The organism is Flagellimonas alvinocaridis (assembly GCF_004916895.1).
In the GTDB taxonomy this organism is placed as follows: Bacteria; Bacteroidota; Bacteroidia; order Flavobacteriales; family Flavobacteriaceae; genus Flagellimonas; species Flagellimonas alvinocaridis.
Map to the genome: position 1 here is coordinate 438655 of NZ_SNTZ01000001.1, position 23595 is coordinate 462249.

General features: G+C 44.8%; 23 protein-coding genes and 1 pseudogene. 18 read left to right on the plus strand and 6 right to left on the minus strand.

Annotated features, from left to right (window positions below):
* Nucleotides 1–2 precede the first annotated feature (2 nt).
* The 8 genes from EZV76_RS01950 (at nucleotide 3) to EZV76_RS01985 (ending at nucleotide 7856) form a co-directional block, all read left to right on the plus strand.
* Nucleotides 3–1430, plus strand: a complete 1428-nt coding sequence (locus tag EZV76_RS01950) for a Gfo/Idh/MocA family protein (RefSeq protein ID WP_136564900.1) — start codon at nucleotides 3–5, stop codon at nucleotides 1428–1430.
* A gap of 12 nt (nucleotides 1431–1442) precedes the next feature.
* Nucleotides 1443–2561: a DmpA family aminopeptidase gene (locus tag EZV76_RS01955; RefSeq protein WP_136564901.1), complete on the plus strand. Its 1119-nt coding sequence runs from the start codon at nucleotides 1443–1445 to the stop codon at nucleotides 2559–2561.
* A 125-nt stretch (nucleotides 2562–2686) separates the two neighbouring features.
* Nucleotides 2687–3826, plus strand: a complete 1140-nt coding sequence (locus tag EZV76_RS01960) for an SPFH domain-containing protein (RefSeq protein ID WP_136564902.1) — start codon at nucleotides 2687–2689, stop codon at nucleotides 3824–3826.
* Nucleotides 3827–3971: 145 nt separating this feature from the next.
* Nucleotides 3972–5063, plus strand: a complete 1092-nt coding sequence (locus tag EZV76_RS01965; RefSeq protein WP_136564903.1) for a TFIIB-type zinc ribbon-containing protein — start codon at nucleotides 3972–3974, stop codon at nucleotides 5061–5063.
* A gap of 45 nt (nucleotides 5064–5108) precedes the next feature.
* The gene (locus tag EZV76_RS01970; RefSeq protein ID WP_136564904.1) at nucleotides 5109–5873 is read left to right on the plus strand and encodes a LytR/AlgR family response regulator transcription factor; all 765 of its coding nucleotides are present in this window, start codon (nucleotides 5109–5111) and stop codon (nucleotides 5871–5873) included.
* Between the two features lie 90 nt (nucleotides 5874–5963).
* Nucleotides 5964–6428, plus strand: a complete 465-nt coding sequence (locus EZV76_RS01975; protein ID WP_161594379.1) for a DUF4440 domain-containing protein — start codon at nucleotides 5964–5966, stop codon at nucleotides 6426–6428.
* Nucleotides 6429–6499: 71 nt separating this feature from the next.
* Nucleotides 6500–7432, plus strand: a complete 933-nt coding sequence (locus tag EZV76_RS01980) for an SMP-30/gluconolactonase/LRE family protein (RefSeq protein ID WP_136564906.1) — start codon at nucleotides 6500–6502, stop codon at nucleotides 7430–7432.
* Nucleotides 7433–7439: 7 nt separating this feature from the next.
* Entirely contained in the window at nucleotides 7440–7856 is a 417-nt protein-coding gene (locus EZV76_RS01985) for a hypothetical protein (protein WP_136564907.1), read from the plus strand.
* Nucleotides 7857–7863: 7 nt separating this feature from the next.
* Here the strand turns inward: EZV76_RS01985 and EZV76_RS01990 are convergent, their stop codons facing one another.
* The 4 genes and pseudogenes from EZV76_RS01990 to hemH form a co-directional block, all read right to left on the minus strand.
* Nucleotides 7864–8976, minus strand: coding sequence for a lactonase family protein (locus tag EZV76_RS01990; RefSeq protein WP_136564908.1), 1113 nt, complete (start codon nucleotides 8974–8976; stop codon nucleotides 7864–7866).
* 35 nt (nucleotides 8977–9011) lie between these two features.
* Nucleotides 9012–10400, minus strand: a complete 1389-nt coding sequence (locus EZV76_RS01995; RefSeq protein ID WP_136564909.1) for an MATE family efflux transporter — start codon at nucleotides 10398–10400, stop codon at nucleotides 9012–9014.
* Between the two features lie 54 nt (nucleotides 10401–10454).
* Nucleotides 10455–11245, minus strand: a pseudogene (locus EZV76_RS17500) (DUF3050 domain-containing protein).
* Between the two features lie 26 nt (nucleotides 11246–11271).
* Nucleotides 11272–12318, minus strand: a complete 1047-nt coding sequence (hemH, locus tag EZV76_RS02005; RefSeq protein ID WP_136564910.1) for a ferrochelatase — start codon at nucleotides 12316–12318, stop codon at nucleotides 11272–11274.
* 203 nt (nucleotides 12319–12521) lie between these two features.
* Between hemH and EZV76_RS02010 the strand changes: the two genes are divergently transcribed.
* Complete coding sequence (locus EZV76_RS02010) at nucleotides 12522–13373, plus strand: N-acetylmuramoyl-L-alanine amidase-like domain-containing protein (protein ID WP_136564911.1); 852 nt, start codon at nucleotides 12522–12524, stop codon at nucleotides 13371–13373.
* Here EZV76_RS02010 and EZV76_RS02015 read toward each other — a convergent pair.
* Complete coding sequence (locus EZV76_RS02015) at nucleotides 13359–14111, minus strand: ThuA domain-containing protein (protein ID WP_136564912.1); 753 nt, start codon at nucleotides 14109–14111, stop codon at nucleotides 13359–13361. The genes EZV76_RS02010 and EZV76_RS02015 overlap by 15 nt on opposite strands.
* Nucleotides 14112–14121: 10 nt before the next feature.
* Nucleotides 14122–15000: a helix-turn-helix domain-containing protein gene (locus EZV76_RS02020; protein ID WP_136564913.1), complete on the minus strand. Its 879-nt coding sequence runs from the start codon at nucleotides 14998–15000 to the stop codon at nucleotides 14122–14124.
* Nucleotides 15001–15210: 210 nt separating this feature from the next.
* Between EZV76_RS02020 and hemA the strand changes: the two genes are divergently transcribed.
* From hemA to EZV76_RS02065, 9 genes are all read left to right on the plus strand, one after another.
* Entirely contained in the window at nucleotides 15211–16467 is a 1257-nt protein-coding gene (hemA, locus tag EZV76_RS02025) for a glutamyl-tRNA reductase (protein WP_136564914.1), read from the plus strand.
* Nucleotides 16464–17390 (plus strand): hydroxymethylbilane synthase, encoded by a 927-nt coding sequence (gene hemC, locus EZV76_RS02030; protein ID WP_136564915.1) that lies wholly within the window; start codon nucleotides 16464–16466, stop codon nucleotides 17388–17390. Before hemA ends, hemC begins: the two co-directional genes overlap by 4 nt.
* Nucleotides 17368–18033: a uroporphyrinogen-III synthase gene (locus EZV76_RS02035; protein ID WP_136564916.1), complete on the plus strand. Its 666-nt coding sequence runs from the start codon at nucleotides 17368–17370 to the stop codon at nucleotides 18031–18033. Before hemC ends, EZV76_RS02035 begins: the two co-directional genes overlap by 23 nt.
* A complete protein-coding gene (gene hemE, locus EZV76_RS02040) occupies nucleotides 18026–19051 on the plus strand; it encodes a uroporphyrinogen decarboxylase (protein WP_136564917.1) in 1026 nt (341 codons plus the stop codon). Before EZV76_RS02035 ends, hemE begins: the two co-directional genes overlap by 8 nt.
* Nucleotides 19052–19113: 62 nt before the next feature.
* Nucleotides 19114–19539, plus strand: a complete 426-nt coding sequence (locus tag EZV76_RS02045) for a DUF6973 domain-containing protein (protein ID WP_136564918.1) — start codon at nucleotides 19114–19116, stop codon at nucleotides 19537–19539.
* Nucleotides 19536–20438: an oxygen-dependent coproporphyrinogen oxidase gene (hemF, locus tag EZV76_RS02050; RefSeq protein WP_136564919.1), complete on the plus strand. Its 903-nt coding sequence runs from the start codon at nucleotides 19536–19538 to the stop codon at nucleotides 20436–20438. Before EZV76_RS02045 ends, hemF begins: the two co-directional genes overlap by 4 nt.
* A gap of 27 nt (nucleotides 20439–20465) precedes the next feature.
* Nucleotides 20466–21254, plus strand: coding sequence for a PhzF family phenazine biosynthesis protein (locus EZV76_RS02055; protein ID WP_136564920.1), 789 nt, complete (start codon nucleotides 20466–20468; stop codon nucleotides 21252–21254).
* Between the two features lie 8 nt (nucleotides 21255–21262).
* The gene (hemB, locus tag EZV76_RS02060) at nucleotides 21263–22252 is read left to right on the plus strand and encodes a porphobilinogen synthase (protein WP_136564921.1); all 990 of its coding nucleotides are present in this window, start codon (nucleotides 21263–21265) and stop codon (nucleotides 22250–22252) included.
* Nucleotides 22253–22286: 34 nt separating this feature from the next.
* Nucleotides 22287–23585: a serine hydrolase domain-containing protein gene (locus tag EZV76_RS02065; RefSeq protein ID WP_136564922.1), complete on the plus strand. Its 1299-nt coding sequence runs from the start codon at nucleotides 22287–22289 to the stop codon at nucleotides 23583–23585.
* Nucleotides 23586–23595: the final 10 nt, after the last annotated feature.

The following is a 23595-nucleotide window of genomic DNA, read 5'->3' on the forward strand; positions in this document are numbered from 1 at the left end:
CCATGAATAAAAGAGAATTCATTAAAAAGAGTAGTGTAGGTGCCTTGGGCATCATGGTGGCCCCTTCGTTGTTGAAGGGAGCCCCTTTCAAGGAAAGATTACGAACTGCACACATCGGTGTGGGGAACATGGGTGCTGCAGACCTTAGCGCCATATCGTCCCACGGTTCCGTGGACGTGGTGGCCCTGTGCGATGTGGATGCCGTTAACCTCTCCGCTGCGCGCAAACTTCACCCAACGGCCCGGGTCTTCTTCGATTACCGTACCATGTTGAAGGAAATGGCCGATCAAATCGATGCCGTGATCGTGTCCACTCCGGACCATACCCATGCCCCGGCCTCCATGATGGCCATGGAAATGAACAAACCCGTCTACTGCCAAAAACCGTTGACGCACTATGTATCGGAATCCCGTGCCATGAAGAAGATGGCCGCCGAAAAGGGTCTTGTGACCCAGATGGGCATCCAGGTGCACTCCTTCTACGATTATAAACTGGCCACACTCTTGATCCAATCCGGGATCATAGGCAAGGTCCACACGGTACATGCCTGGTCCCCCAAGAACTGGGGGTATGATGGACCCCTTCCCCAAGGAGAGGACAAAGTCCCCGCACAGTTGGACTGGAACCTTTGGTTGGGGACCTCTGCCGAAAGGCCCTACAAAGAGGGAATGTACCATCCCGGCAACTGGAGAAAGTTGATGGATTACGGCTGTGGCACCTTAGGCGACATGGGCGTACACATCTTCGATACCCCGTACAACGCCCTCGAACTTGATGTACCCATGACCATAAAGACCGAATGCCGTCCCTCCAATGGGTTTGGATACCCAGAGAATAACGTTGTAACCTATGAGTTCCCGAGCACTCCTTATACCTCCAAGACCTTCAAATGGGTCTGGTACGATGGCCCCGGGGCACCCGATATGCACGAGGACTTAATTCTACCTGGTGCCAAGAACATGGCCGCTAAGAAATCAAATAAAGAGGAAAGTGTAGAGGACAAAATATCACTGGACGCCAAGGTGGCCGGAGAGGGCGAGCTGCCAGAACAAGGCGCTATGTTTGTGGGTGAAAAGGGACGACTTTTGTTGCCCCACTTCATGCAACTGCCCAAGAAAATTGTACGCGGCAAGTATGTGGACATTTCCAAGGAAATTGCCAAGTTGAACGAGAAGCACAATCTGGGTGAGCCCATCAGAAATTATGAGTCCGAAGGACCTAAGCACTACCACCAGTTCGTGGATGCTTGTTTGGGCAAGGCCGAGACCACGGCACCCTTTGAGTATGGGGCTAGGCTCACCGAGACCATACTGTTGGGCACCATTGCCGGAAGGTTCCCCGGGGAGACCCTCCACTGGGACGCACAGGCGGCAAAGTTCAAGGAGGAAAAGGCCAATGCCTATCTTTCAGGAGACTATAGGGATTTTTAGTACTCCCCTATCATGAATAGGTCCGTACTGACCCTCCTGATCTTATTGCCATTACTTTCGTTTTCGCAGAAGCGCATTCGAGATTATGGTGTTGGGATTGGAGTGCTCAGACCAGGACAATACAATGCAATTACCGACGTGCCTGGAGTACGGGTGGGACATGTTACCTTGATAAAAGGCGACAGCATCCGTACCGGGGTCACGGCGATTCTTCCCCATTCCGGGAATCTCTTCCAAGAAAAAGTTCCGGCCGCCATACATGTGGGCAACGGTTTTGGAAAACTGGCCGGCAGTACCCAAGTGAAAGAATTGGGCAATTTGGAAACCCCTATCATTCTGACCAATACCTTGAGTGTTCCCACAGCGGTCAATGCCGTTATCGGGTACACTTTACATCAAAAAGGCAACGAAACAGTGCGTTCGGTAAATGCCGTAGTGGGTGAAACCAATGATGGGTACTTAAACGACATTCGCGGTCGCCATGTCAGCGAAACGGATGTACTACAAGCCATTTCAAAAGCAAAAACAGGAGCAGTTCCTGAAGGCAATGTTGGTGCGGGTACGGGTGCCATTTGTTTTGGATTCAAGGGAGGGATAGGAACCTCTTCCCGTATACTTCCCAAAAAACTGGGAGGATACACAATAGGTGTATTGGTACAGACCAATTTTGGCGGTGTTTTGCAAATAGCCGGGGTGGATGTGGACAAGCAGCTTGATCGTTATTCTGAAACGCTCAAATATTCAGCAGATGGTTCCTGTATGATGGTGGTTCTGACCGATGCCCCATTGGATGCCCGTAATTTGGAGCGATTGGCCAAACGGGCCATGATGGGCTTGGCCAAAACCGGAGGGATTGCGAGTAACGGCAGTGGGGATTATGTGATTGCCGTTTCCGCGGCAGAGGAATGTAGAATCCCATATGAAAGTGAAAATCCCATTCAAACTGTACCGACCTTACGTAATGAGGCCATGACCCCACTTTTTCTGGCCACCATTGAAGCCACCGAAGAGGCCATCCTTAATTCTCTGTTCGCTGCGGAAACCATGATAGGACGTGATGGCCACACCATTGAGGCCCTCCCAAAGAAAAAGGTGCTTGAAATGCTCCAAGCGGCCCATAAAATGGACTAACACTTCATCCCATCCTCTTTTTCTTCGCGCGTTGCGTAACATTCCACTTGAATTTTACACTAACCTAATAGAAACTCTATAGTTTTTTTATAGTTTTAAAAGCATAATACCTAAAAAACACTACCATGGATATTTTTGGAAAGATCAAGGAAAAACTCACCAACGAGTTTATTGACATTATTGAATGGCTCGACTATACCGACGACACCATTGCCTATCGGTTTGAGCGTTATCAAAATGAAATAAAGAACGGCGCAAAGTTGATTGTTCGTGAAGGACAGACCGCCGTTTTTATCAACGAAGGTCAATTGGCCGATGTCTTTGAACCGGGCACTTACGACCTTACCACACAAAACCTACCGATTTTGGCTACTTTAAAAGGATGGAAATACGGGTTCAATTCCCCATTCAAGGCCGAAGTGTATTTTGTAAACACCCACTTGTTCACTGACGAGAAATGGGGCACCAAGAGTCCCATCACTTTAAGTGACGACCGATTTGGTTTGGTTGAAATTCGCGCTTTTGGAACCTATGCCTTTAAAATTTCGGATGCTGGCAAGTTTATCAAAGATATTGTAGGTACGGACAGCAACTTCACCAATTTTGAGATCAACGAGCACCTTAAAAGTTTGATTGCCACACGATTTACAAATACCGTGGGCCAAGCCAATTTGCCCATTGAATTGTATGCTGCCAATACCACCGAACTTTCAGACACCTGCCGCGAAGTCATGTCGCCTGAGTTTGAAAGTGTCGGCATTTCCTTGGAAAAATTCTATATCGAAAATGTATCCATGCCCGAAGACCTTAAAAAGGAAATCTTCGAGTACAGCCGTATCGACAAGCTTGATCTGGACAAATTGACCAAGTTCAAAACCGCCAAGGCTATTGAGGCCGCTGCCCAAAACGAAGGCGGGACCGCTGGAGCCGGAATGGGCATGGGTATGGGCTTTGTTCTGGCTCAACAAATGGGTGGAATGATGGGCGGAAACTCCCAAGCCTCACCACAACAAACCGCCCAGCCTGTTGGAGGCTCCGTTCCTCCACCAATGCCAACACAAACCCTATATTACTATGCCTCCAACGGGGTACAACATGGACCAGTGACCTTTGAGCAAATGCAATCCCTTTTTGCATCGCGGGCCATCAACCGAGATAGTTTGGTATGGAAGCAGGGAATGTCTGCATGGACTTCTTTAAAAGAAGTGGAAGAATTGAAATCGTTCTTGGGAGGCAACACGCCGCCGCCATTGCCAGGACAATAATTCTCATTTTGTCATTTCGAAATGAGTTGCAGGGCAACGATTGAGAAATCTAAATAATTACATTGAGATTTCTCAGTCGCTAGCTCCTTCGAAATGACAGCCTCTCAATTTTGACATGGATTTCCGCCTACACGGAAATGAAACTATGGAAGAACAAAAAATCCAAAAAACCGAGCTAAAAAAAGCCTGCACCAACTGTGGTGCCGAGCTAAAATACAAGCCTGGGACCACCAGTATAAATTGTGAATATTGTGGTCATGAGGAATCAATTGCTATAAACGAAAATGGTTTTCAGGAACTGGAGCTGTACCCCTACCTTAAAGAAATGGGCTCACAGAAACACAGTGAGGAAATCTCCATGTTGCACTGCAAAAATTGTGGTGCCAATCAACATGTCGAAGAAAACTATAAGTCGCTCCATTGCGTATACTGCGGCATGCCTCTGGTGATTGAAGATGCCTATAAGGAAGATTGGATCTTACCTGGCGCGGTGCTCCCCTTTCAGATTGATCAAAAGAAATCCTTTATCATTTTCAAGAATTGGGTAAACCGCTTGTGGTTTGCACCCAATAAACTGAAGAAGGCCGCTTTGGACCCTCAATTTACCAAAGGGCTGTATTTACCCTATTGGACCTTTGATGCCCAACTTGCGGCAAGTTATACGGGACAACGGGGCGAATATTATTACGAAACCCGAAGGGTCAGGAACTCCAACGGCAAAATGGTGACCCAACAGGTTCGCAAAACCCGATGGTATCCTGCTTCTGGGGAGATTTCTGGATTTGTGGATGATACCCTTATCAAGGCATCCCAACAAAAATCGGGGAGGATTCCCCAAAAAATCGCCCATTGGAACCTTCAAAAACTGCAACCATTCAATAGTGGTTTTCTTTCAGGCTTTGTCACCGAAAAATATACCATCCCGTTGAAGGAAGGGCACCTCCATTCCAAAGATGTGGCCCGTGACATTGCCATGCGATGGTGCCGACAGGATATTGGTGGGGACACCCAACGGGTGACCCATATGGACATGCAGCTCTCCGAAGAGACGTTCAAACATATCTTGTTGCCCGTGTATGTAAGTGCCTATCGCTATAAGGGCAAGGAGTACAATTTCTTTATCAATGGAGAAAATGGACAGATTTCCGGTACACGTCCGTACAGTGCTTGGAAGATTTTCTTTGCCGTCCTATTCGGGCTGACGGTCATTGCCCTTCTGGTCTACTTTGCAGGGTAATTTTCCTTGCTTGACTTCACAGTTGTAAAATCCGTATCTTTAAATATGGTCCGGCCCATTTCGCTGATATCGATTTTTGTGCTGCTCAATATGGGTATTGGGCGTATGTTCCAAGTAAGTTTAGGAGCAACCTGCTTTTCTGAATTGACCATTTTGGCCGTGACCAGTTTTGTTTTTTGGACCTTCTCTGCCCAACACATAAAAGTTTGGGCCCAAAACTGGGAGCAAAAACCTTTCGGAAAAACCTTGGCCCTTCAAGGAGGGTTGAGCATCACCGCCACGGCAATGAACATTCTTATTGGACAGGTTTTGGTAGTCTTTATGATGACCGTGGTATTTCGTTGCGCCTCTCCCAATTTCAATCTATTGCATGCAGGGCTCACCAACAATATCGCCGTTAACCTATTCTGCTATTTTGCACTCCTGTTTTACTTTGTAAACAAGGAACACAACCAAAAAATTGAAACTCCAATCGCACCCATTCCAGGAGCGAAAATTCAAATTGAAGTGTCCAGGAACGGCTCCCATTTTTTACTGATTCCGGAAGAAATCATCTATATTGAAACTAGCAATAACTGCATTGTGCTCCATACGGAAAGAGGGGTTTTTGTAAAATACCAAAGCCTTAGGTCAGTGGAGAAAATAATCGGCTCAAATACCTTTAAACGAGTGCATCGTTCCTATTTGGTCAATATGAATTTTATGGATTTCCATCAAAAAAACAGCAATGGTGATGGGGTGCTCCACTTAAAAAATGGGGACAAAATTAAATTCAGCAGGACCTACCGAAAGAACTTGGTGGAGGTTTAACGGCATCGACCTGCCCTTATTTTCCCGCAGCTTACCTAGTGTTGCTAAATGTCTTGCATCACTCCTGCTACATTTGGAAAAACTGAACACATGAAGACTTTTCTGAGTGTAACCATCGGATGTTTTATCCTATGGTCCTGTACCTCCAAAACGGAAGGTGAAACAGGACTAAACCATAGCACAGGGCAAGACCGCCAACTTCTGACCCAATTGAAAGAGGTAAAATGGCCCAAAGCCTATCGGGAACAGGACACTCTTTTGCTCGATTCTATCTTAGGAGACGATTTTCAAATGATCGACGATCAAGGGAACTGGTCCGATAAAAAAGGAGAACTCGACTGGATCAAGGAACATGCCAGCACCCACGATTCCTTTTTTTATGAAATAAAACGCTTGGACATCCTGCCAAACGGCACGGCCATGATCTGTGGGACCGGGCATATCTTCAACGACTCCATAAAAACCATTTATCAGTCCAGCAATGTCTTAATAAAAAGGGAAGGGCAATGGAAGGCGATTGCTTCCCATGTATCCGGCATCAAACAAGTACCCTAAACCTTAAAGTTCTGATAATGTCTCCCTAAACAAATCCATATTTTAGTATTTTCCCTAAAAATCCTCGTTCAATGAAAATGTTTGTGGGGCTTTTGCTGTTGGTCTGTACCCTTGCCGGCGCGCAAGAAACCCATTCCGTTCCTCTTACATTCAAAAAGGATTTGATTCCCGAAGGCATCGCCATTGACCCTTCCTCCAAAAAGGTATACCTCAACAGTTTAAAGAAGCAAAAAATTGTACGTTCTGATTTGGATGGGACCCATGCCGAAGACTTTATTGGAAGCAAGGAATATGGGTACCTCTCCGGTTTTGGGATGATCATTCAAGGAGACACCCTCTTCGCCTTGGGGAACAGCTTGCCCAAAAGCAACAACTCATCCGTTCTTCTTTTGATGAATCCTACTTCAGGGGAATTCATTGCGTCGTACACCCTAAACTCGGATGAGGTGATCTACCTGAATGATATTGCCACAACGCCAAATGGGGACGCCTACATCACCGATTCTGAAAGTGACACCCTCTATGCCCTAACCGGGGCTAAAAAGGCCTTGGAGGTCTTCTTTACCCATGAAGAGATCAAACATTCCAATGGCATCGCAGCATCCGATGATGGCAAGTACCTCTATTTGGCCACCTACACCTCCGGCATCCGCATTTTGGACATCGTATCAAAGAAGTTGTTGAACCCACCCAATGAGTTCAAGGGAATCGACGGATTGAAATTCCATAAGAACACGCTAATTGCCATAGTCAACGGGAAAAGGGACTTGTCTCAAAATGGGGTCTTTCAATTTGAGCTGAATCCGGAACGAACCGAAATCCAGTCCGAAAAGAAAATCATGTCGTTTTTAGACCCATCGGACATTCCAACGACATTTGCCACCTTTGATGACCACATGTACTTTGTTTCAGATTCCCAGTTGGACAACTTTGATCAGGAAAACAATACCATCATTCATCCCGATAAATTGCAGAACTACAGATTAATTCGCATTAAAATTTGATGCCACTATGATCAACAAAACTTCTCTTTCCTGCTTCTTTTTCAGTCTGGCATGCCAACTCTTCTACGCTCAAACTGAAGTAAAAAACACCGTCATTTCCAAAAACTATTGTACTGAAATAGGTCGGTTTGACCTCCTTATCGACAGCGATGAAGTCGCCGGAGCCTACTATCTAATACACAAAAACGCACTTGGAGGGGTTTGGGGCCGATTAAAGAATCAAGTAATGACCGGCAGGTGGCATGATGCTGATGGAAAAGGAGATATCATCATCACTTTTACTGATGATTTCAACTTTTTTACAGCGGATTATCGCAGTGATGATGACCAAGATAAATGGTACCGGGATTCTTGGCACGGCTCACTTCGTCCCAATGCATCCCCTTCCTTTGATAAAAAAGGCATAACCTACCGATGCGAATAACTTAAAACTAATTCAGAAAGGCTATACAAACCGGACTGCCCAAGTTTGTCTCGCTTAAGAATTGCAAGGTGCCTTTTTCGGCATCCCTTTTGAAAACGATGATGTTATCGCTCCTTTGATTGGCCACCAATAAAAATTCGCCTGTGGGGTCCAATGAGAAGTTCCGGGGCCAGTCACCACGAACCGACTCCCTGCCCACCAAGGTCAGTTTTCCGGATTCTTGATCCACGTCAAAGATTACGATGGTGTTCTCCCCACGGTTGGAGCCATACAAAAACTTGCCATCAGGGGATAAGTGGATGTCGGCACAATAGCTTTTTTCCGTATATCCTTCGGCCAATGTAGATTCTGTTTGAATTTCTTGGTAAGACCCTTGGCTGTCTTTTTCAAAAACGGAAACCGTGCTGTTCAACTCGTTGATTACATATAAGATACTCCCATCTTTACCAAAGGTAAAATGTCTGGGGCCAGCTCCAGCGGCCAAATCGATTGAGGCTTGGTCACCGACCACGTATTGGTCCCCTTTCCTTTTGTAACGCTTTATGCCATCCAATCCCAAATCCGCTACAAAAAGTCCGTCTTTGGTAAACTTTGCCATGTGCGCGCGGGAGGTTCGGGTGGTATCCAAAATCTTATGGTCGATTACTTGGGGTTCCCCGGCAAGCGACCCATCGTCATTCAATTGATAAAGGGCCACATTGCCCCCGCCATAATTAGCCGCGGCCAAATAGCCATCTTCTGATAAGGAAACATGGCAAGGGCCATTTCCTTGGGTTCCTTTACTATTCTGGACTTCCAAAGCACCATCTTTTAAGCGGAATGCGGTAACGCCTCCCCCCAAGCTATCAAAATCGCCGGTCTCTTGTATCGCATAGAGATTGTCCTTGTCCTCGGAAATCTTCAAATACGAAGGATTTTTCAATTTGGCGGCCAATTCTTGGGTACCAAGTGCACCTGTGGCCACATCCAAGGTGTATTTGTAGATTCCCTCACTGTCTCCATTGGTATACGTTCCAACAAATAGGGTGTGGGTGGTTTTCTCTTCTGATTTTTTCTCTGCTTTTTCCTTACAGGCAATTCCGGCCATTAGCACTAGACCGAGCAATAGTGTTTTCTTCATGGACGATTAAAATGTTTGTCCCAAATTAAGCAATCTTATGCAACTAATCCAGACAACTTTGTTTTAATCTCACGCACCAAATAAATCCCCGTGACCATGGTAGCAAGGACATCGGCTATGGGGAAGGACAGCCACACGCCCATCTCCCCCATAAATTGGGGCAGTAAAAGGATGAGCGGTATAAAAAAGAAGCCCTGTCGAGTAAGTGTGAGCAATAATGCTGGAATGGCCTTTCCCACCGCTTGAAAATACGCGGCACCTATCAATTGTAGGGCAATAATTGGCGTAGCTGCAAAGACCAACCGCATGGCCAAAGGGGAATGCTGCAACACAAATGCATTGGTGGCCAATTCCTCTGCCGGCAAATGGGGCTTGTTGCTCAGGAAAAGTGAGGCAATCTCAGCCGGAAAAACCATGAGGACCACAAAGACCAAGGTTGCCACCAAAGCGGCATACTTGATGGCCGTATATATGGATTCCTTGACCCGATCATATCGTGCTGCCCCATAATTGAAGCCCGCAATTGGCAGAAACCCTTGGGTGACCCCAAAAACAGGAAAAAGGGCAAACATGAGCATCCGGCCGATAATGGCATAAACCGCCACCATAGCCTCCCCTCCCAAATTAAAGAGGATATTGTTCATGAGCAGATAGGTGATACTGGTCACGGCCTGACGTGCCAAGGTCACAAATCCTAGGGAGCCAATTTCCTGAAGAATGGATCTGTCCAATCCAAAATGGGAAAGACCAATCTTCAGTTCGGAATTTTTTGATAGAAAAAAGTAGAGAATATACCCAAAACACATTAAATATCCTGCGGTAGTGGCCCAAGCAGCCCCGTGCATGCCCCAATCAAACACATAAATAAAAATGTAGTCCATGAGCAGGTTTCCCACCGAAGGGATGATCATGGCCACCATGGCAAATTTGGGTTTCCCTTCGGCCCTGATCACGGTATTTCCCATCATACAAAGCGCCAAGAACGGCACCCCGTACAGGATAATGGTATAGTAAATTTTGGCCGGGGCAAAAATGGAACCCTTGCCTCCAAAGGCCGGTATCAAGGTGTCCACAAAATAAAGTCCCAAGGCCACCATGACCACCGTAACCAAAAGAGTCAGCGTAATCTGGTTTCCAAAAGTCTTAAGGGCTTTTTCCTTGTTGTTGGCCCCCAAGGCACGGGACACAATACTGGAACCGCCAATACCAATGGCCATTCCCAAAGCTGCAATAAAGAAGGAAACAGGCAACACCACATTAATGGCTGCAATGGCAATGGAGCCAATCCAATTACCCACAAAGATGGAGTCGACCAACACGTTCAAGGACATCACCAGAATGCCAATGGATGCAGGTACGGCCTGTTTGATCAATAATTTTCCAATGGGTTCTTTCCCGAGTGCGTCAGAGGTTACTTTGGCCATGCCAATGGTGTTCTTTGGGTGTAAGGCTTTGTGTGTGGTAAATCTGAGCCAAATCTACAACGCCTCGATTAAATTACCTTTGTTCTCCCTTAGTTTTTTGGTGATGCTGTCCCATAAAGCCACTCTATGCTCCAAAGCTCTTTGGCTATACTCAGCGACATCGGTCCATTTTTGTTCATCTTGGCCACAGAGCATCTTCATCATTTTGACCGCCATGGGTCCGTGTTCATCCCCATCCAGTTCAATGTGCCGTTTTAGGTAATAGGAAAGCTTTGGATACTGCTCTGGCCCTTTTTTCCCAGATTGTTCTATAATACCCAAAAACATATCCGGAATCAATTCTTCCCTTCCAAAGGTAAAGGCCGCGGCAATGATATGCGGTTTTCGGGTATTGATGACCTCAAAAGTGAAGCTAAAAAGTTCCTTTCAGCCAGATTCAAATCCGCCTTTTTGATTTGCCCTGCGATTGCTTCAAGATTCCCAAAGTTTCCAATGACCCCCTTGACCTTGGAGGTATTGGCATTGACTTCCTCCATGGCATCCAGATACATTTCAAAATGGCTTTTGGCCACTCCTTCCTCATTGAAATCGCTTTCCTCCTCCAAAACAATCTCATTGATGAACCTTGCCACTGTGGTATCCGAAGCGGGTTTCCATGGTAGATCCGTACAGGTAAGCTCACGCTGCAGGGCCTTTAACAGCGACATAAAATCCCAAACGGCATACACATGGCTCTCCATAAAGGTCCTGATGTCCTCTACAGAATCCAGCTGTGCGTAGAGCTCATGGTTTTTGAGTTGTTCCCGTACTTCTTTGAGACTGTGCTCCAAGTTTTCAATGCTCATAGACTTGTTTTACTGTACTCCAAAAATTATTGGATGTTATATTCCGGCAGGGTTTGATTTGTTGACCAAGTATTGATCCACTGTGCCATAAGACTTGCCCAATCATCCCTATCGTTCAAACATGGGACATGGATGTAGTCTTTCCCGCCGGCCTCTACAAATTGTTCCTTGCCTTCCATGGCGATTTCTTCCAAAGTCTCCAGACAATCACTCACAAAGGCAGGGGTGATTACCGCCAAACGCTCAATCCCCTCTTTACCCAATCGTTCAAATTCATGGTCGGTGAAAGGCTGCAACCATGGGTCGCTTCCCAATCGGGATTGGAATGAGGTGCTCACTTTATCACTGGGCAATCCCAATTGTGCTATCACCAACTCGGTAGTATCGTAGCATTGATGCCTGTAACAGGTATGGTGTGCCACTGAATTGGCCTTGCAACAGGCCCCGTTCAATTGGCAATGGAATCTAGTGGGGTCCGATTTTTTAATGTGCCTCTCGGGAATCCCATGATAGGAGAAAAGAATATGGTCGTAATCAAAACCTTTTAGCCCTTCTGCAATACTATTGGACAATATTTTGATGTAATCCGGATTGCTATAAAAGGCAGGCAATGTGGTCAGCTGCATACTAGGGAAATACTCTTGCTGCACTTCCATGGCCTTCACCACTACCGTTTCGTATGATGACATGGCATAATGGGGATACAGGGGCACCAGCAACACCTCATCCACTCCTTTATCCTTCAACTCCTGTAAAGCGTTCTTAATGGTCATGGAACCATACCGCATACCCAAGGCAATGGGCAAGCTGGTCTGTTGGCTCACCTTTTCCATAAAACGTTCCGAGATGATAATCAAAGGAGAGCCTTCCTCCCACCAAATCTTGGAATAGGCTTCCGCCGAACGCTTTGGACGCGTGTTGAGGATAATTCCCCGTACAATGATATTTCGCAGAACGGGGTTTACGTCTATGACACGCTCGTCCATAAGAAACTCATCCAAATATGGTTTAACATCCTTTGCGGTAGGGCTGTCCGGCGAACCCAAATTGACCAATAAAACTCCTTTTGGCACAGCTTTTTGTTTTAGGTCCCCAAAAATACAACTTGGCACGGACTTGTTCTTTTCAGAACCCAATTACTTTTCTATGGTCCATAACTAAATTCAATCTATATTTCATTCGATATACCCAACCTTTATTCTTTTCTGCTTTATTTTTGTTGAAGATGCTTTTGATGGAGCATTTGTTTGGATTGAATAAAACACATTATATGGTGATGAAATATAAAACCCTCTTGCCCTTTCTATTTTTAGGGTTGATGGCATCCGCCCAGCAAATTACTTGTTCCCCAAAGGACAAATCCCTTTTTGAGGACAAAATCGCAGCCTTGCAGAATACCCAAGCTTCCTTTTTGGGCGATACGATTGTAGCGGTTGGGAAATCCTTCTTGGACACACCTTATGTGGAAAAAACCCTTGAAGTGGGTGAGACCGAAACCTTGGTAGTGAACTTACAAGGCTTGGACTGTACCACTTTTGTAGAAAATGTATTTGCCTTTGGAACCATGCTCAAGTCCAAACAAAACTCTTTTGAAGATTTCACCAAAACCTTGGAGACCATTCGGTATAGGGATGGTGATTTAAAAGGTTATCCTTCTCGTTTACATTACTTTACAGAGTGGATTCGGAATAATGAAAAGAAGGGGTTGGTCAAGGACATTACTTCGGATTTGGGAGGAGTTGAGCTCAACAAGCCTATCAATTTTATGGGAACACACCGTTCGTTGTATCCGTTTTTGAGCGATGACACCAACTTTGCCATCATTCAACAAGCGGAAAAAGAATTGGCCAAGCAAAATCTGTGCTACTTGCCCCAAGACCAGATTGAAAACAAGGAACAACAAATACAATCCGGGGACATCATTGCATTGGCAACTTCAATAAAAGGGTTGGACGTTACCCATACCGGCATAGCCATACATCAACCGGATGGGCGATTGCATTTACTTCATGCCTCAAGCAAAAATGGAAAAGTGGAAATCACCCAAGAGCCTTTGGTGGATTACCTAAAGAACATCAAAAGCAATATTGGTATTATTGTGGCTAGGCCCATTTTACTTTCGTTTTAGGCACCATTCAATGGCCCCCAAGAGGTGTTGTCTGAAATCAGGGTCATCATAAGCGGCATCGGTATGCCCCAAACCTGTATAAAAAGCACGGCCCCCATCATATTCATGGCACCAAGCAATGGGATGGTTGGCTCCGTTCTTGCCACCTTTATAACTGGTTTCATCAAGTTTCATCAAAACCGAAACGCTAGGATTCAATTCCTTAAAATTGTACCATTCATCAAAATGCATCCAAACATTGTTCAGGTGGGTTGTGGACGGATGGGATGTATCAACTATATCAATTTTGGCTTGCTGTTGTTCCGGATGGCTCTCAAAATAACCTCCTACCAACTTTCCATACCAAGGCCAGTCGTACTCGGTATCCGCTGCGGCATGGATTCCCAAATAACTGCCTCCATTTTTAATGTACCCTTCAAAAGCCTTCTGTTGGGCATCATCCAAGACCTCTTCGGTGGTGCTCATAAAGACCACCAATTTGTAGTTCCCCAGATTTTGAGGGTTAAAGTCCGTCCCTGAATCCGTCTGAAGTGCAATAAAACCATTCTTTCTTCCCAACTCCCGTAAGGTCTGCACCCCCTTTTCAATGGAAGCATGTCTATATCCTGTGGTTTTGGTGAAGACCAAGACTAGTTCGGGCATTTTTACATTTTGGGCTTCTTCTGGGTTCGGGGCATCTTGTGCGGAAATCTGCAACGCAAAGCCTATGGCAAAAAGGGACAGTACAAGAGTTTTCATTTTTTGATTTTTATGCGTTTGAAGTTAAGTATTTTTTGGGGGTGGTGCCATACTTCTTTTTGAAAGAAGCGATAAAGTGACTGGCGGTACTATATCCCACTTTCAAACCCACTTCATTGACGTTGTGCTTTCCGGTTTCTAACATTTTTCGGGCATACTCCATTTTGTAGTCGAACAAAAATCCGTAGACCGAATCCCCATAAATCTGTTTGAACCCTTCTTTCAGCTTTTTCAAACTCAATCCAATTTCTTGGGAAAGTTCGGCCAATGTAGGCGGCTCGGCCATTCGTGAAATCATGATTTCCTTGGCCATTCTTATACGTCGCACGTTGTCCTCATCGGCCAAAAAGGGACATTGCTCCAGATCGGCATCCTCGGTTTTATTAAAATAAAGGGATATCAGCTCATATACCTTTCCTTTGATATACAATTGTTTGATGGAAGGATGCAAATTGTAATTCATTAACTGACTGAGTACAACAGCAATGGCAGGTGATACCATTTCTTGGGAATAGTATTTTTTCTCCTTGTTCTCACCGCTCAAAAAAGGGATATACTCCGCCTCATTGGAAAAAAGGGAATGGAACTTTCGTATGGTCATTACCACAGACAGCAACCAAGAGTGGGGAGAAACTATGAGGTTCAAGGGCAAATCCTTTTGCGTATTGTAGAGCAGCAAAGAGTTTTCTTCCGTTACTTCCAAATGATAGTTTCCTTCATTAAAATTAAAACGGGTTTTGCCTTTCAAACAAAAATGGAACTGTATAAATGAGCTGTCGATTTCCCGCTCTACCGTTTGCAATTCTTGTGTATCGTTCTGAATCTTAAGGATATAAAACCCATCTTCTACTAGATTTTCATCATAGGAACCTTTGGCGATATTTTTCATGACCGAATCGAATTAAGTCTTTACCTTTTTTCAATTTAGAATGACTCTAAATTGTATTTTTACTTACCAAAGTAATCAATAAAACCAACGTTTTTCGTGGTTTTTTAAAAATTTTGACTTAAAAAATATCTCATGGGTCATTTATAGTACCGCTAGCGTTATTTTTTAAAACATAGCACCGTTATTTTTGTGCTGCGATTTTTATCCTTTATGAGGAATTACAACATTTCGAAACATAATTCCTTCTACGCCATTGGGCTGAGCTATAAGAAGGCAGATGCTGAGGTGCGGGGAAAGTTTAGTCTGGATGTTCCGGCCATAGACCATATTCTGGCAAAGGCCAAGGGACTTGGCATTGATGGCCTATTGGCTATTTCAACCTGTAATAGGACCGAGCTATATGGTTTTGCCCAACATCCCTATCAACTTATAAAATTGCTTTGCGACCAAACACAGGGAACTGTGGAAGAGTTTCAAGAAGTAGCCTATGTCTACAAAAACCATGAGGCCATTTCCCATATGTTCAAGGTTGGCACAGGGTTGGACAGCCAGATTTTGGGTGATTTTGAAATCATAAGTCAAATCAAACAAGGTTTTTATCGCGCCAAAAAACAAGACATGGCCAATCCTTTTTTGGAGCGGCTTTGCAATGCTGTCATCCAAGCCAGCAAACGAATCAAGACCGAAACCGAACTCTCCTCTGGAGCCACATCGGTCGCCTTTGCCTCGGTAAAGTATATTCTGGACAATGTTCCCGATATTTCGGAAAAGAACATTCTTCTTTTTGGAACGGGAAAAATCGGAAGGAATACCTGCGAAAACCTCATTAAACACTCCAACAACCACCATATTACCCTGATCAACAGGACTCGAGCAAAAGCGGAGGATATTGCCGGAAAGTTTCATTTGACCGTAAAGGACTATGGCGATCTCCAGACCGAAATACGAAAAGCGGACATCCTTGTGGTGGCCACTGGTGCACAGTTGCCCACCGTTTCCAAAGCATTGATCTATCCCAAGAAACCACTTCTGATCCTGGACCTTTCCGTACCCAAAAATGTTGCGGACGATGTTTTGGAACTGGATAATGTTTCCTTGGTACATTTGGACCAACTTTCCCAGATTACTGATGATGCCCTGGCCAAAAGGAAGGAATACGTGCCTAAAGCGGAAGCCATTATTGAACAGGTCAAAAAAGACTTTTTAAAGTGGTTGGAAACCCGAAAGTTTGCCCCTGTCATAAATGCGCTCAAGGAAAAGCTAAAAACCATGAAGGCCGAGGAAATTGACTTTCATTCCAAAAAAATAGATGACTTCAATCAAGATCAGGCCGAAATCATATCGGACAGGATTATCCAAAAAATCACCAAACAGTTTGCCAACCACCTGAAAAGTTCCGAAGTGGATACCGAGGACAGCCTGGAGCTTATCCAGAAAGTCTTTCAGCTAGAAATCGATTCAAAATGAGCAAGATCATACGAATTGGGACCCGCGATAGTGAATTGGCACTGTGGCAAGCCACCACTGTACAGCAAAAATTGGAAGAATTGGGGTACGACACCTCATTGGTCCCCATTAAATCCACAGGGGATGAAATACTGGACAAACCCCTTTACGAACTGGGAATCACCGGCATTTTTACCAAAACTTTGGATATTGCCCTATTGAAAGGGCAGATAGATATTGCCGTACACTCCATGAAGGATGTTCCCACCCAATTGCCAAAAGGTATAGTCCAGGTTGCCGTATTGAAGCGTGCCATTACCCACGATATTTTGGTGCACAAGGGATTGAATTTTTTGGAATCCGATGCCCCTGCCACCATTGCTACCGGCAGTTTGCGCAGAAAAGCCCAATGGTTGAACAAATACCCTCACCATACTGTGGTGGATTTACGGGGAAACGTAAATACCCGATTGTTGAAACTGATTGAGAACGACTGGAACGGTGCCATTTTTGCCCAGGCCGGATTGGAACGGATCAAATTGCTGCCCAAAGATGCCCTGCAATTGGATTGGATGATTCCTGCCCCAGCACAAGGCGCCATGGTGGTCGTGGCCAAAGAAGAGGACACCTTTTCAAGAGAAGCACTCACCAAACTAAATCATAAGGAATCTGAAGTGGCCACTACCATTGAACGGGAGTTTTTACGGACTCTGGAAGGAGGTTGCACCGCTCCTATTGGTGCCTTGGCACAAATAAAAGAACAAACGGTACATTTTGAAGGGGTTCTTTTTTCATTGGATGGAAAACAAAAAATCACCGTCAACAAAAGTGTTCCCTTGAACCAAGCCAATGGACTGGGAGAGCAATGTGCCAAAGAGGTCTTACAGCAAGGTGGAGATAAATTGATGCAGGAAATTAGAAATGAAAACAGTGCTCTCCACTAAAAAACTAAGCTCACCGCAAAAGGAATTGTTCCTCAATTCAGGTTTGGGGTTGGTGGAATACGATGCACTTCAAATTGAATTTTTGGATGTAAATATTCCTTTGGAATACACCCACTATATCCTTACCAGTAAAAATTCGGTCAAGGCTTTCGTTAAAAAAATTGAAAACCGGGACACCTCCAATTTTCAGGTCTTTTGTGTTGGTGAAAAAACCAAAGCCCTTTTGGAAGAAAATGGGCTGAGGGTGGTAAAAATGACCGAATACGCCTCGGAATTGGCCCAATATATTATAAAGGAGCATCACGATGATTCCTTTTTGTTTTTATCCGGAAATCAAAGAAGAGATACCCTACCAAAAGCACTGACTGAAAATAACATTCGGTATAAAGAGGTGGTGGTGTACAAAACCCATATAGTGCCAAGAGCATTTCAAAGGGATTTTGACGGCATACTATTCTTTAGTCCAAGTGGCATCAGAAGTTATCTTTTGGAAAACTCTATAAACAGCAGTACCCTGTTCTGCATTGGTACTACTACGGCAGCTGAGGCCAAAAAACATTCGGACAACATCATAATAGCCAATAAACCGACCGTGGAAAACGTGTTGGTCCAGGCCATAAACCATTTTACAAGACATGATTAAAAACGATTTGTTCCTAAGAGCTTTGAAGGGTGAAACTGTTGAGCGTCCACCCGTATGGATGATGCGCCAAGCTGGGCGTTACCTTCCTGAATTTATGGAACTCAAACATAAATACGATTTCTTTACCCGATGCCAGACGCCAGAGTTGGCTTCCGAAATTACCGTGCAGCCTATTCGACGCTACGGAATGGATGCAGCCATACTTTTCAGTGATATCTTGGTGATTCCACAAGCTATGGACATTGAGGTGGAGATGAAACCGAACTTTGGCCCCTACCTCCCAAACCCCATACGCTCCAAAGAAGATTTGGAAAAGGTTATCGTTCCTGATATTCAGGATACATTGGGTTATGTGATGGAGGCCATTACCCTGACCAAGGAAAAGTTGAATGATGAAATCCCTCTTATCGGTTTTGCCGGTTCTCCTTGGACCATTCTCTGCTATTGTGTGGAAGGTCAAGGAAGCAAAAGTTTCGATAAGGCCCGGGGACTCTGCTTTTCCCAACCGGAAGTGGCCCATCAACTGCTTCAAAAGATAACAGACACGACGATTGCCTACCTTAAGGCCAAAGTAGAAGCAGGTGTGAACGCTGTCCAAGTTTTCGATTCGTGGGGCGGCATGCTCTCCCCTACCGATTACGAAGAATTTTCCTGGCCGTACATTCAACAGATCGTTAATGCATTGAAAGATTTGGCCCCGGTCATTGTTTTTGGCAAAGGGTGTTGGTTTGCATTGAAAGAAATGGCGCAATCGGGAGCTTCTGCAGTTGGAGTGGATTGGACCTGCTCGGCGAAAAATGCACGCTACCTTACCGGAGGAAATATAACCCTGCAAGGAAATTTTGATCCTGCTCGTTTGCTTTCCCCTCCAGCTGAAATCAAAAAGAGGGTTACTCAAATGATCAATGAATTTGGGAAAGACAAATATATCGTCAACTTAGGGCATGGCATTCTTCCCAATATACCATTGGAAAATGCCAAAGCATTCATAGATGCCGTAAAAGAATATAAGGCGTGAACCCCATAGCGGTACTGAAACGGGTAGACTTTAAAAATATACTGAAAGTTATATTCATTGGGATGAGTCACCCGCTTTTCATTGTACCTACTATTCGAGCCACCAAGGATTGCATCCGCATATCAACGGACAACTATGGCCGATTGCATCATAAGAATGGTCCAGCCAATGCATTCAGACATGCGCTTTGGAACTATTTGATTGCCAAAAGATGTTTTCATGTTCGGCGAAATGTGGATTCTGTTCTGGGATGGGCCAAAAAAATTACGGATTGGCACGAACACGCCTTCCCAAATGCCGAATTGGCCAAAAAAATGGATTTCCATAATAATGCCGTGGGAAGATTGGTATTTCGGGAAAATCCTGAAAAAACGGAACGTGAAATCATTGAACTATTGAAATCCATGACCTTGGTTTCGGTCAAGGTTGATTCCAATACCGATTTTGAAAGCTTAATAACACAACTCATACATATACTCGATCAATGAAGGACACATTCTACGATTATATCCAAAAACTACAAGATACCATTACCGCAAAACTTGAAGAGGTGGATGGAAAGGCCAAATTTCAACAGGATATTTGGAAACGCCCTGAAGGCGGTGGTGGAAGGACCCGTGTCATTGAAAATGGAAATGTATTCGAAAAAGGTGGAGTGAATATTTCCAAGGTACATGGTGAACTTCCCAAAAGTATGCAGCAGTATTTTGGCGTGGAAGATGCTGATTTTTTTGCCTGCGGACTCAGTTTGGTCATCCATCCCAAGAGTCCCATGGTACCCACCGTACATGCTAACTGGCGATATTTTGAGATGTACAACAAAAATGGGGACATCGTGGACCAATGGTTTGGTGGCGGTCAGGACCTAACACCCTATTATCTGTTTGAGGAAGATGCCCAACATTTTCACCGAACCTGTAAAAATGCCTGTGACGCCCATAATCCAGAATTTTATCCCAATTACAAAAAGAGATGTGACGAGTATTTCTGGAATGCCCATCGCAATGAGGCCAGAGGAGTTGGCGGGCTCTTTTTTGACTATTGCAAAGCAACGGAAACCATGACCATGCAAGATTGGTACAATTATGTCACCGAGGTTGGGGATAGTTTTTTGGACGCATATATACCAATCGTCACAAAAAGAAAAGAGCTTCCTTATTCCCAAAAACAACGGGATTGGCAGGAAATTAGACGGGGAAGGTATGTGGAATTTAACTTGGTACACGATAAGGGAACCCTCTTCGGTCTGCGCACCAATGGCCGTATAGAGAGTATTTTGATGAGCCTCCCTCCCCATGTGCAATGGAGGTATGACCATCACCCCGAAAAAGGAAGTCCAGAAGAGCAATTAATTGAGGTGCTGCAACATCCAAAAAATTGGGTTTAATGTGTAGCTTTGTTTGAAACCAAACCCATGAAGCAGAAAATATATCAAGTCGACGCTTTTACCGATCGTCCTTTCGGCGGTAATCCTGCAGCAGTTTGCATTTTGGATGCGTGGCTCGATACTGCACTTATGCAAAGCATTGCGGAAGAAAACAATCTGGCCGAAACTGCATTTGCTGTTCAAAAAGGTGAGGTTTACGAATTACGTTGGTTTACTCCAGAAACTGAGGTCGATTTGTGTGGTCATGCCACCTTAGCCACGGCATATGTGTTGTTCAATTACTACAATCACAATGAAAAAACCATTCGGTTTTATTCTCCCAGAAGTGGGGAATTGACTGTGGAAAAAACGGCCAACGGTTGGATGACCTTGGATTTTCCCACCGACCCAATAGTAGCCATTCGGAACAATAGGGAATTGGACAATGCCATAGGGCTTACCCCTATCAAAACCTTTAAGGGAAAAACGGATTTTATGATGGTCTACAGCTCCCAACAAGAAGTGGAGGCCATTACCCCCAACCTGCATTTGTTGAACCAATTGGATTGTAGAGGCGTCATTGTTACAGCACCGGGCCAAGAGGTTGATTTTATCTCCAGATTCTTTGCCCCGCAATGTGGCATTCCTGAAGACCCTGTGACCGGCTCGGCACACACGTCCCTTACCCCGTATTGGTACGAAGTGTTGGGCAAAAGCAAAATGACCGCCAAGCAACTCTCCAAAAGAGGAGGGGACTTAATCTGTGAATATTTGGGAGACCGGATAAAAATTTCCGGCAAAGCAGCTCCCTACCTAACCGGTGAAATTGAAATTTAAGAATCTGTATGTATCCATTGATTAGAAATAGAAGACTACGCGCCTCCGAATCCATCCGAAGATTGGTTCGGGAAACCCTGGTGACCCCAGACGACTTTCTAGTGCCCCTTTTTGTGGTGGAAGGAAAAGGAATCAAAGAAGAAATTGCTTCCATGCCCAATTATTTTAGGTTGAGTTTGGACAATCTTGAAAAAGAAGTTAAAGAGCTTTGGAAAATGGGGCTTTGCTCCGTGTTGCTTTTTGTTAAGGTTGATGAAAAGCTCAAGGACAACAAAGGCACCGAGGCCATCAACCCAAATGGATTGATGCAAAGGGCGATAAAGACCGTCAAAAATGCCTGCCCACAGATGTTGGTGATGACCGATGTGGCGTTGGACCCATTTTCATCCTATGGCCATGATGGGATTGTGGCCGAAGGGCAGATCCTCAATGACGAAACTGCTGAGATATTGGCCGAGATGAGCGTCTCCCATGCGCAGGCCGGAGCCGATTTTGTGGCCCCCAGCGATATGATGGATGGACGCATCCTCACCATTCGGGAAGCCTTGGAAGATGAAGGGTTCCAAAATACGGGAATCATGAGCTATTCTGCCAAATATGCCAGTGCCTATTACGGTCCGTTCCGGGATGCCCTGGATTCAGCTCCTGTTGATATTGCCAACGTGCCCAAGGACAAAAAGACGTATCAAATGGATTTTGCCAATAGGCTGGAGGCTATCCGCGAAACCCAAATGGACATAGATGAAGGTGCCGATATTGTGATGGTAAAACCGGGTCTTCCCTATTTGGACATTGTTCGGGACATAAAAAATGAGGTGGATGTGCCCATTGCCGTCTATCAGGTATCCGGGGAATACGCCATGCTCAAAGCTGCCGCGGAAAAAGGGTGGCTAGACCATGATGCCGTGATGCTGGAACAATTGACCGCCATTAAACGGGCGGGGGCAAGCATCATTGCCAGTTATTTTGCTAAAGACTTTATCCGTACCTTGGGATGATTCAAAAAATACGTACAACCAACCCTACTAACTCATGAAAAACCTCTTTGTATTCTGTTTTTGTTTTATTTTCATTTCAACCAGCCTTTTTGCACAACAAAACTTGATTCATGCCCTTCCCTCAAAATTGGGATTGGATAAAGCCTACATCGACCAAAAAGTGGATTCTATCATGGAGCTTGGCATAAAAAACCAAGCCTTCCCAGGCGCCCAAGTATTGGTAGCCAAAAACGATACGGTAATCTTCCACAAAGCATATGGATTTCACACGTATGATAGTGTGCAGCCCGTTGCCCTGAACGACCTTTATGATTTGGCATCCGTTACTAAAATCTTGGGGCCATTGCCTGCTTTGATGAAATTGGTGGACGAAGGCAAACTTGATTTGGATGTCCCATTTAGCAACTACTGGCCTTCATGGAAAAAACATAAGGATAAAAAAGATCTGACCCTACGTGAAATTTTGAGTCACCAGGCCGGATTGGTGCCCTATATTGTCTTCTTGGAGAAAGTGATGAAAAAGAATGGGAAGGTAAAACGTCGCTTTGTAAGGGATACTCCCAGTGAAAAATTTCAGCAACAAGTGTATGAGAACCTATTCATCAGTGATCGCTTTGAAGCAAAAATGAACCGTATGATCGACAGGTCCAAGGTTTCCGATGAAAAAAAATACAAGTATTCAGGACTTACCTTTCTCATCTATCCAAGGTTAATAGAACAACTCACCGGCACCGATTACGAAACCTATTTGGAGGAGAATTTCTATAAACCCCTTGGGTGTTATACTTTGGGTTACAATCCAAGTAAAAAGAATTATGTCAATGCCATTGTACCCACCGAAAATGATAGTGTATTCAGGAAGACTTTCGTCAAAGGTTGGGTCCATGACGAAAACGCTTCGTTAAAAGGTGGGGTATCCGGAAATGCAGGATTGTTTGGCACTGCAGACGACTTGGCCAAGATCATGATGTTTTATGAAAACTACGGTGCAGTAGGGGATAAACAAATTATCTCCAAGGAAATTGTAAAAGAGTTTGGCAGGGTCCAATATCCTGATAACGATAACCGAAGAGGACTTGGTTTCGACAAACCCTTACTTAACAATTCCGAGCTTGCTTTGGAAGATGCCTATCCCTCTCCCTTGGCAAGTCCAGAGAGTTTTGGTCACTCTGGATTTACTGGAACTTTTGTTTGGGCAGATCCAGAAAACAAGCTGGTTTATATTTTTCTTTCGAACAGGGTTTATCCCTCAAGGGAACATGGCCAAATATATCGTCTAAATATTCGGACAGCACTGCAAAATGTATTTTATCGTGCATCTTCCATGGATTAAATATATGGAG

Coding starts and splice junctions, on each gene's coding strand:
- EZV76_RS01950 (WP_136564900.1), top strand. CDS start 3: ATGAATAAAAGAGAATTCATTAAAAAGAGTAGTGTAGGTGCCTTGGGC.
- EZV76_RS01955 (WP_136564901.1), top strand. CDS start 1,443: ATGAATAGGTCCGTACTGACCCTCCTGATCTTATTGCCATTACTTTCG.
- EZV76_RS01960 (WP_136564902.1), top strand. CDS start 2,687: ATGGATATTTTTGGAAAGATCAAGGAAAAACTCACCAACGAGTTTATT.
- EZV76_RS01965 (WP_136564903.1), top strand. CDS start 3,972: ATGGAAGAACAAAAAATCCAAAAAACCGAGCTAAAAAAAGCCTGCACC.
- EZV76_RS01970 (WP_136564904.1), top strand. CDS start 5,109: ATGGTCCGGCCCATTTCGCTGATATCGATTTTTGTGCTGCTCAATATG.
- EZV76_RS01975 (WP_161594379.1), top strand. CDS start 5,964: ATGAAGACTTTTCTGAGTGTAACCATCGGATGTTTTATCCTATGGTCC.
- EZV76_RS01980 (WP_136564906.1), top strand. CDS start 6,500: ATGAAAATGTTTGTGGGGCTTTTGCTGTTGGTCTGTACCCTTGCCGGC.
- EZV76_RS01985 (WP_136564907.1), top strand. CDS start 7,440: ATGATCAACAAAACTTCTCTTTCCTGCTTCTTTTTCAGTCTGGCATGC.
- EZV76_RS01990 (WP_136564908.1), bottom strand. CDS start 8,976: ATGAAGAAAACACTATTGCTCGGTCTAGTGCTAATGGCCGGAATTGCC.
- EZV76_RS01995 (WP_136564909.1), bottom strand. CDS start 10,400: ATGGCCAAAGTAACCTCTGACGCACTCGGGAAAGAACCCATTGGAAAA.
- EZV76_RS02010 (WP_136564911.1), top strand. CDS start 12,522: ATGAAATATAAAACCCTCTTGCCCTTTCTATTTTTAGGGTTGATGGCA.
- EZV76_RS02015 (WP_136564912.1), bottom strand. CDS start 14,111: ATGAAAACTCTTGTACTGTCCCTTTTTGCCATAGGCTTTGCGTTGCAG.
- EZV76_RS02020 (WP_136564913.1), bottom strand. CDS start 15,000: ATGAAAAATATCGCCAAAGGTTCCTATGATGAAAATCTAGTAGAAGAT.
- hemA (WP_136564914.1), top strand. CDS start 15,211: ATGAGGAATTACAACATTTCGAAACATAATTCCTTCTACGCCATTGGG.
- hemC (WP_136564915.1), top strand. CDS start 16,464: ATGAGCAAGATCATACGAATTGGGACCCGCGATAGTGAATTGGCACTG.
- EZV76_RS02035 (WP_136564916.1), top strand. CDS start 17,368: ATGAAAACAGTGCTCTCCACTAAAAAACTAAGCTCACCGCAAAAGGAA.
- hemE (WP_136564917.1), top strand. CDS start 18,026: ATGATTAAAAACGATTTGTTCCTAAGAGCTTTGAAGGGTGAAACTGTT.
- EZV76_RS02045 (WP_136564918.1), top strand. CDS start 19,114: ATGAGTCACCCGCTTTTCATTGTACCTACTATTCGAGCCACCAAGGAT.
- hemF (WP_136564919.1), top strand. CDS start 19,536: ATGAAGGACACATTCTACGATTATATCCAAAAACTACAAGATACCATT.
- EZV76_RS02055 (WP_136564920.1), top strand. CDS start 20,466: ATGAAGCAGAAAATATATCAAGTCGACGCTTTTACCGATCGTCCTTTC.
- hemB (WP_136564921.1), top strand. CDS start 21,263: ATGTATCCATTGATTAGAAATAGAAGACTACGCGCCTCCGAATCCATC.
- EZV76_RS02065 (WP_136564922.1), top strand. CDS start 22,287: ATGAAAAACCTCTTTGTATTCTGTTTTTGTTTTATTTTCATTTCAACC.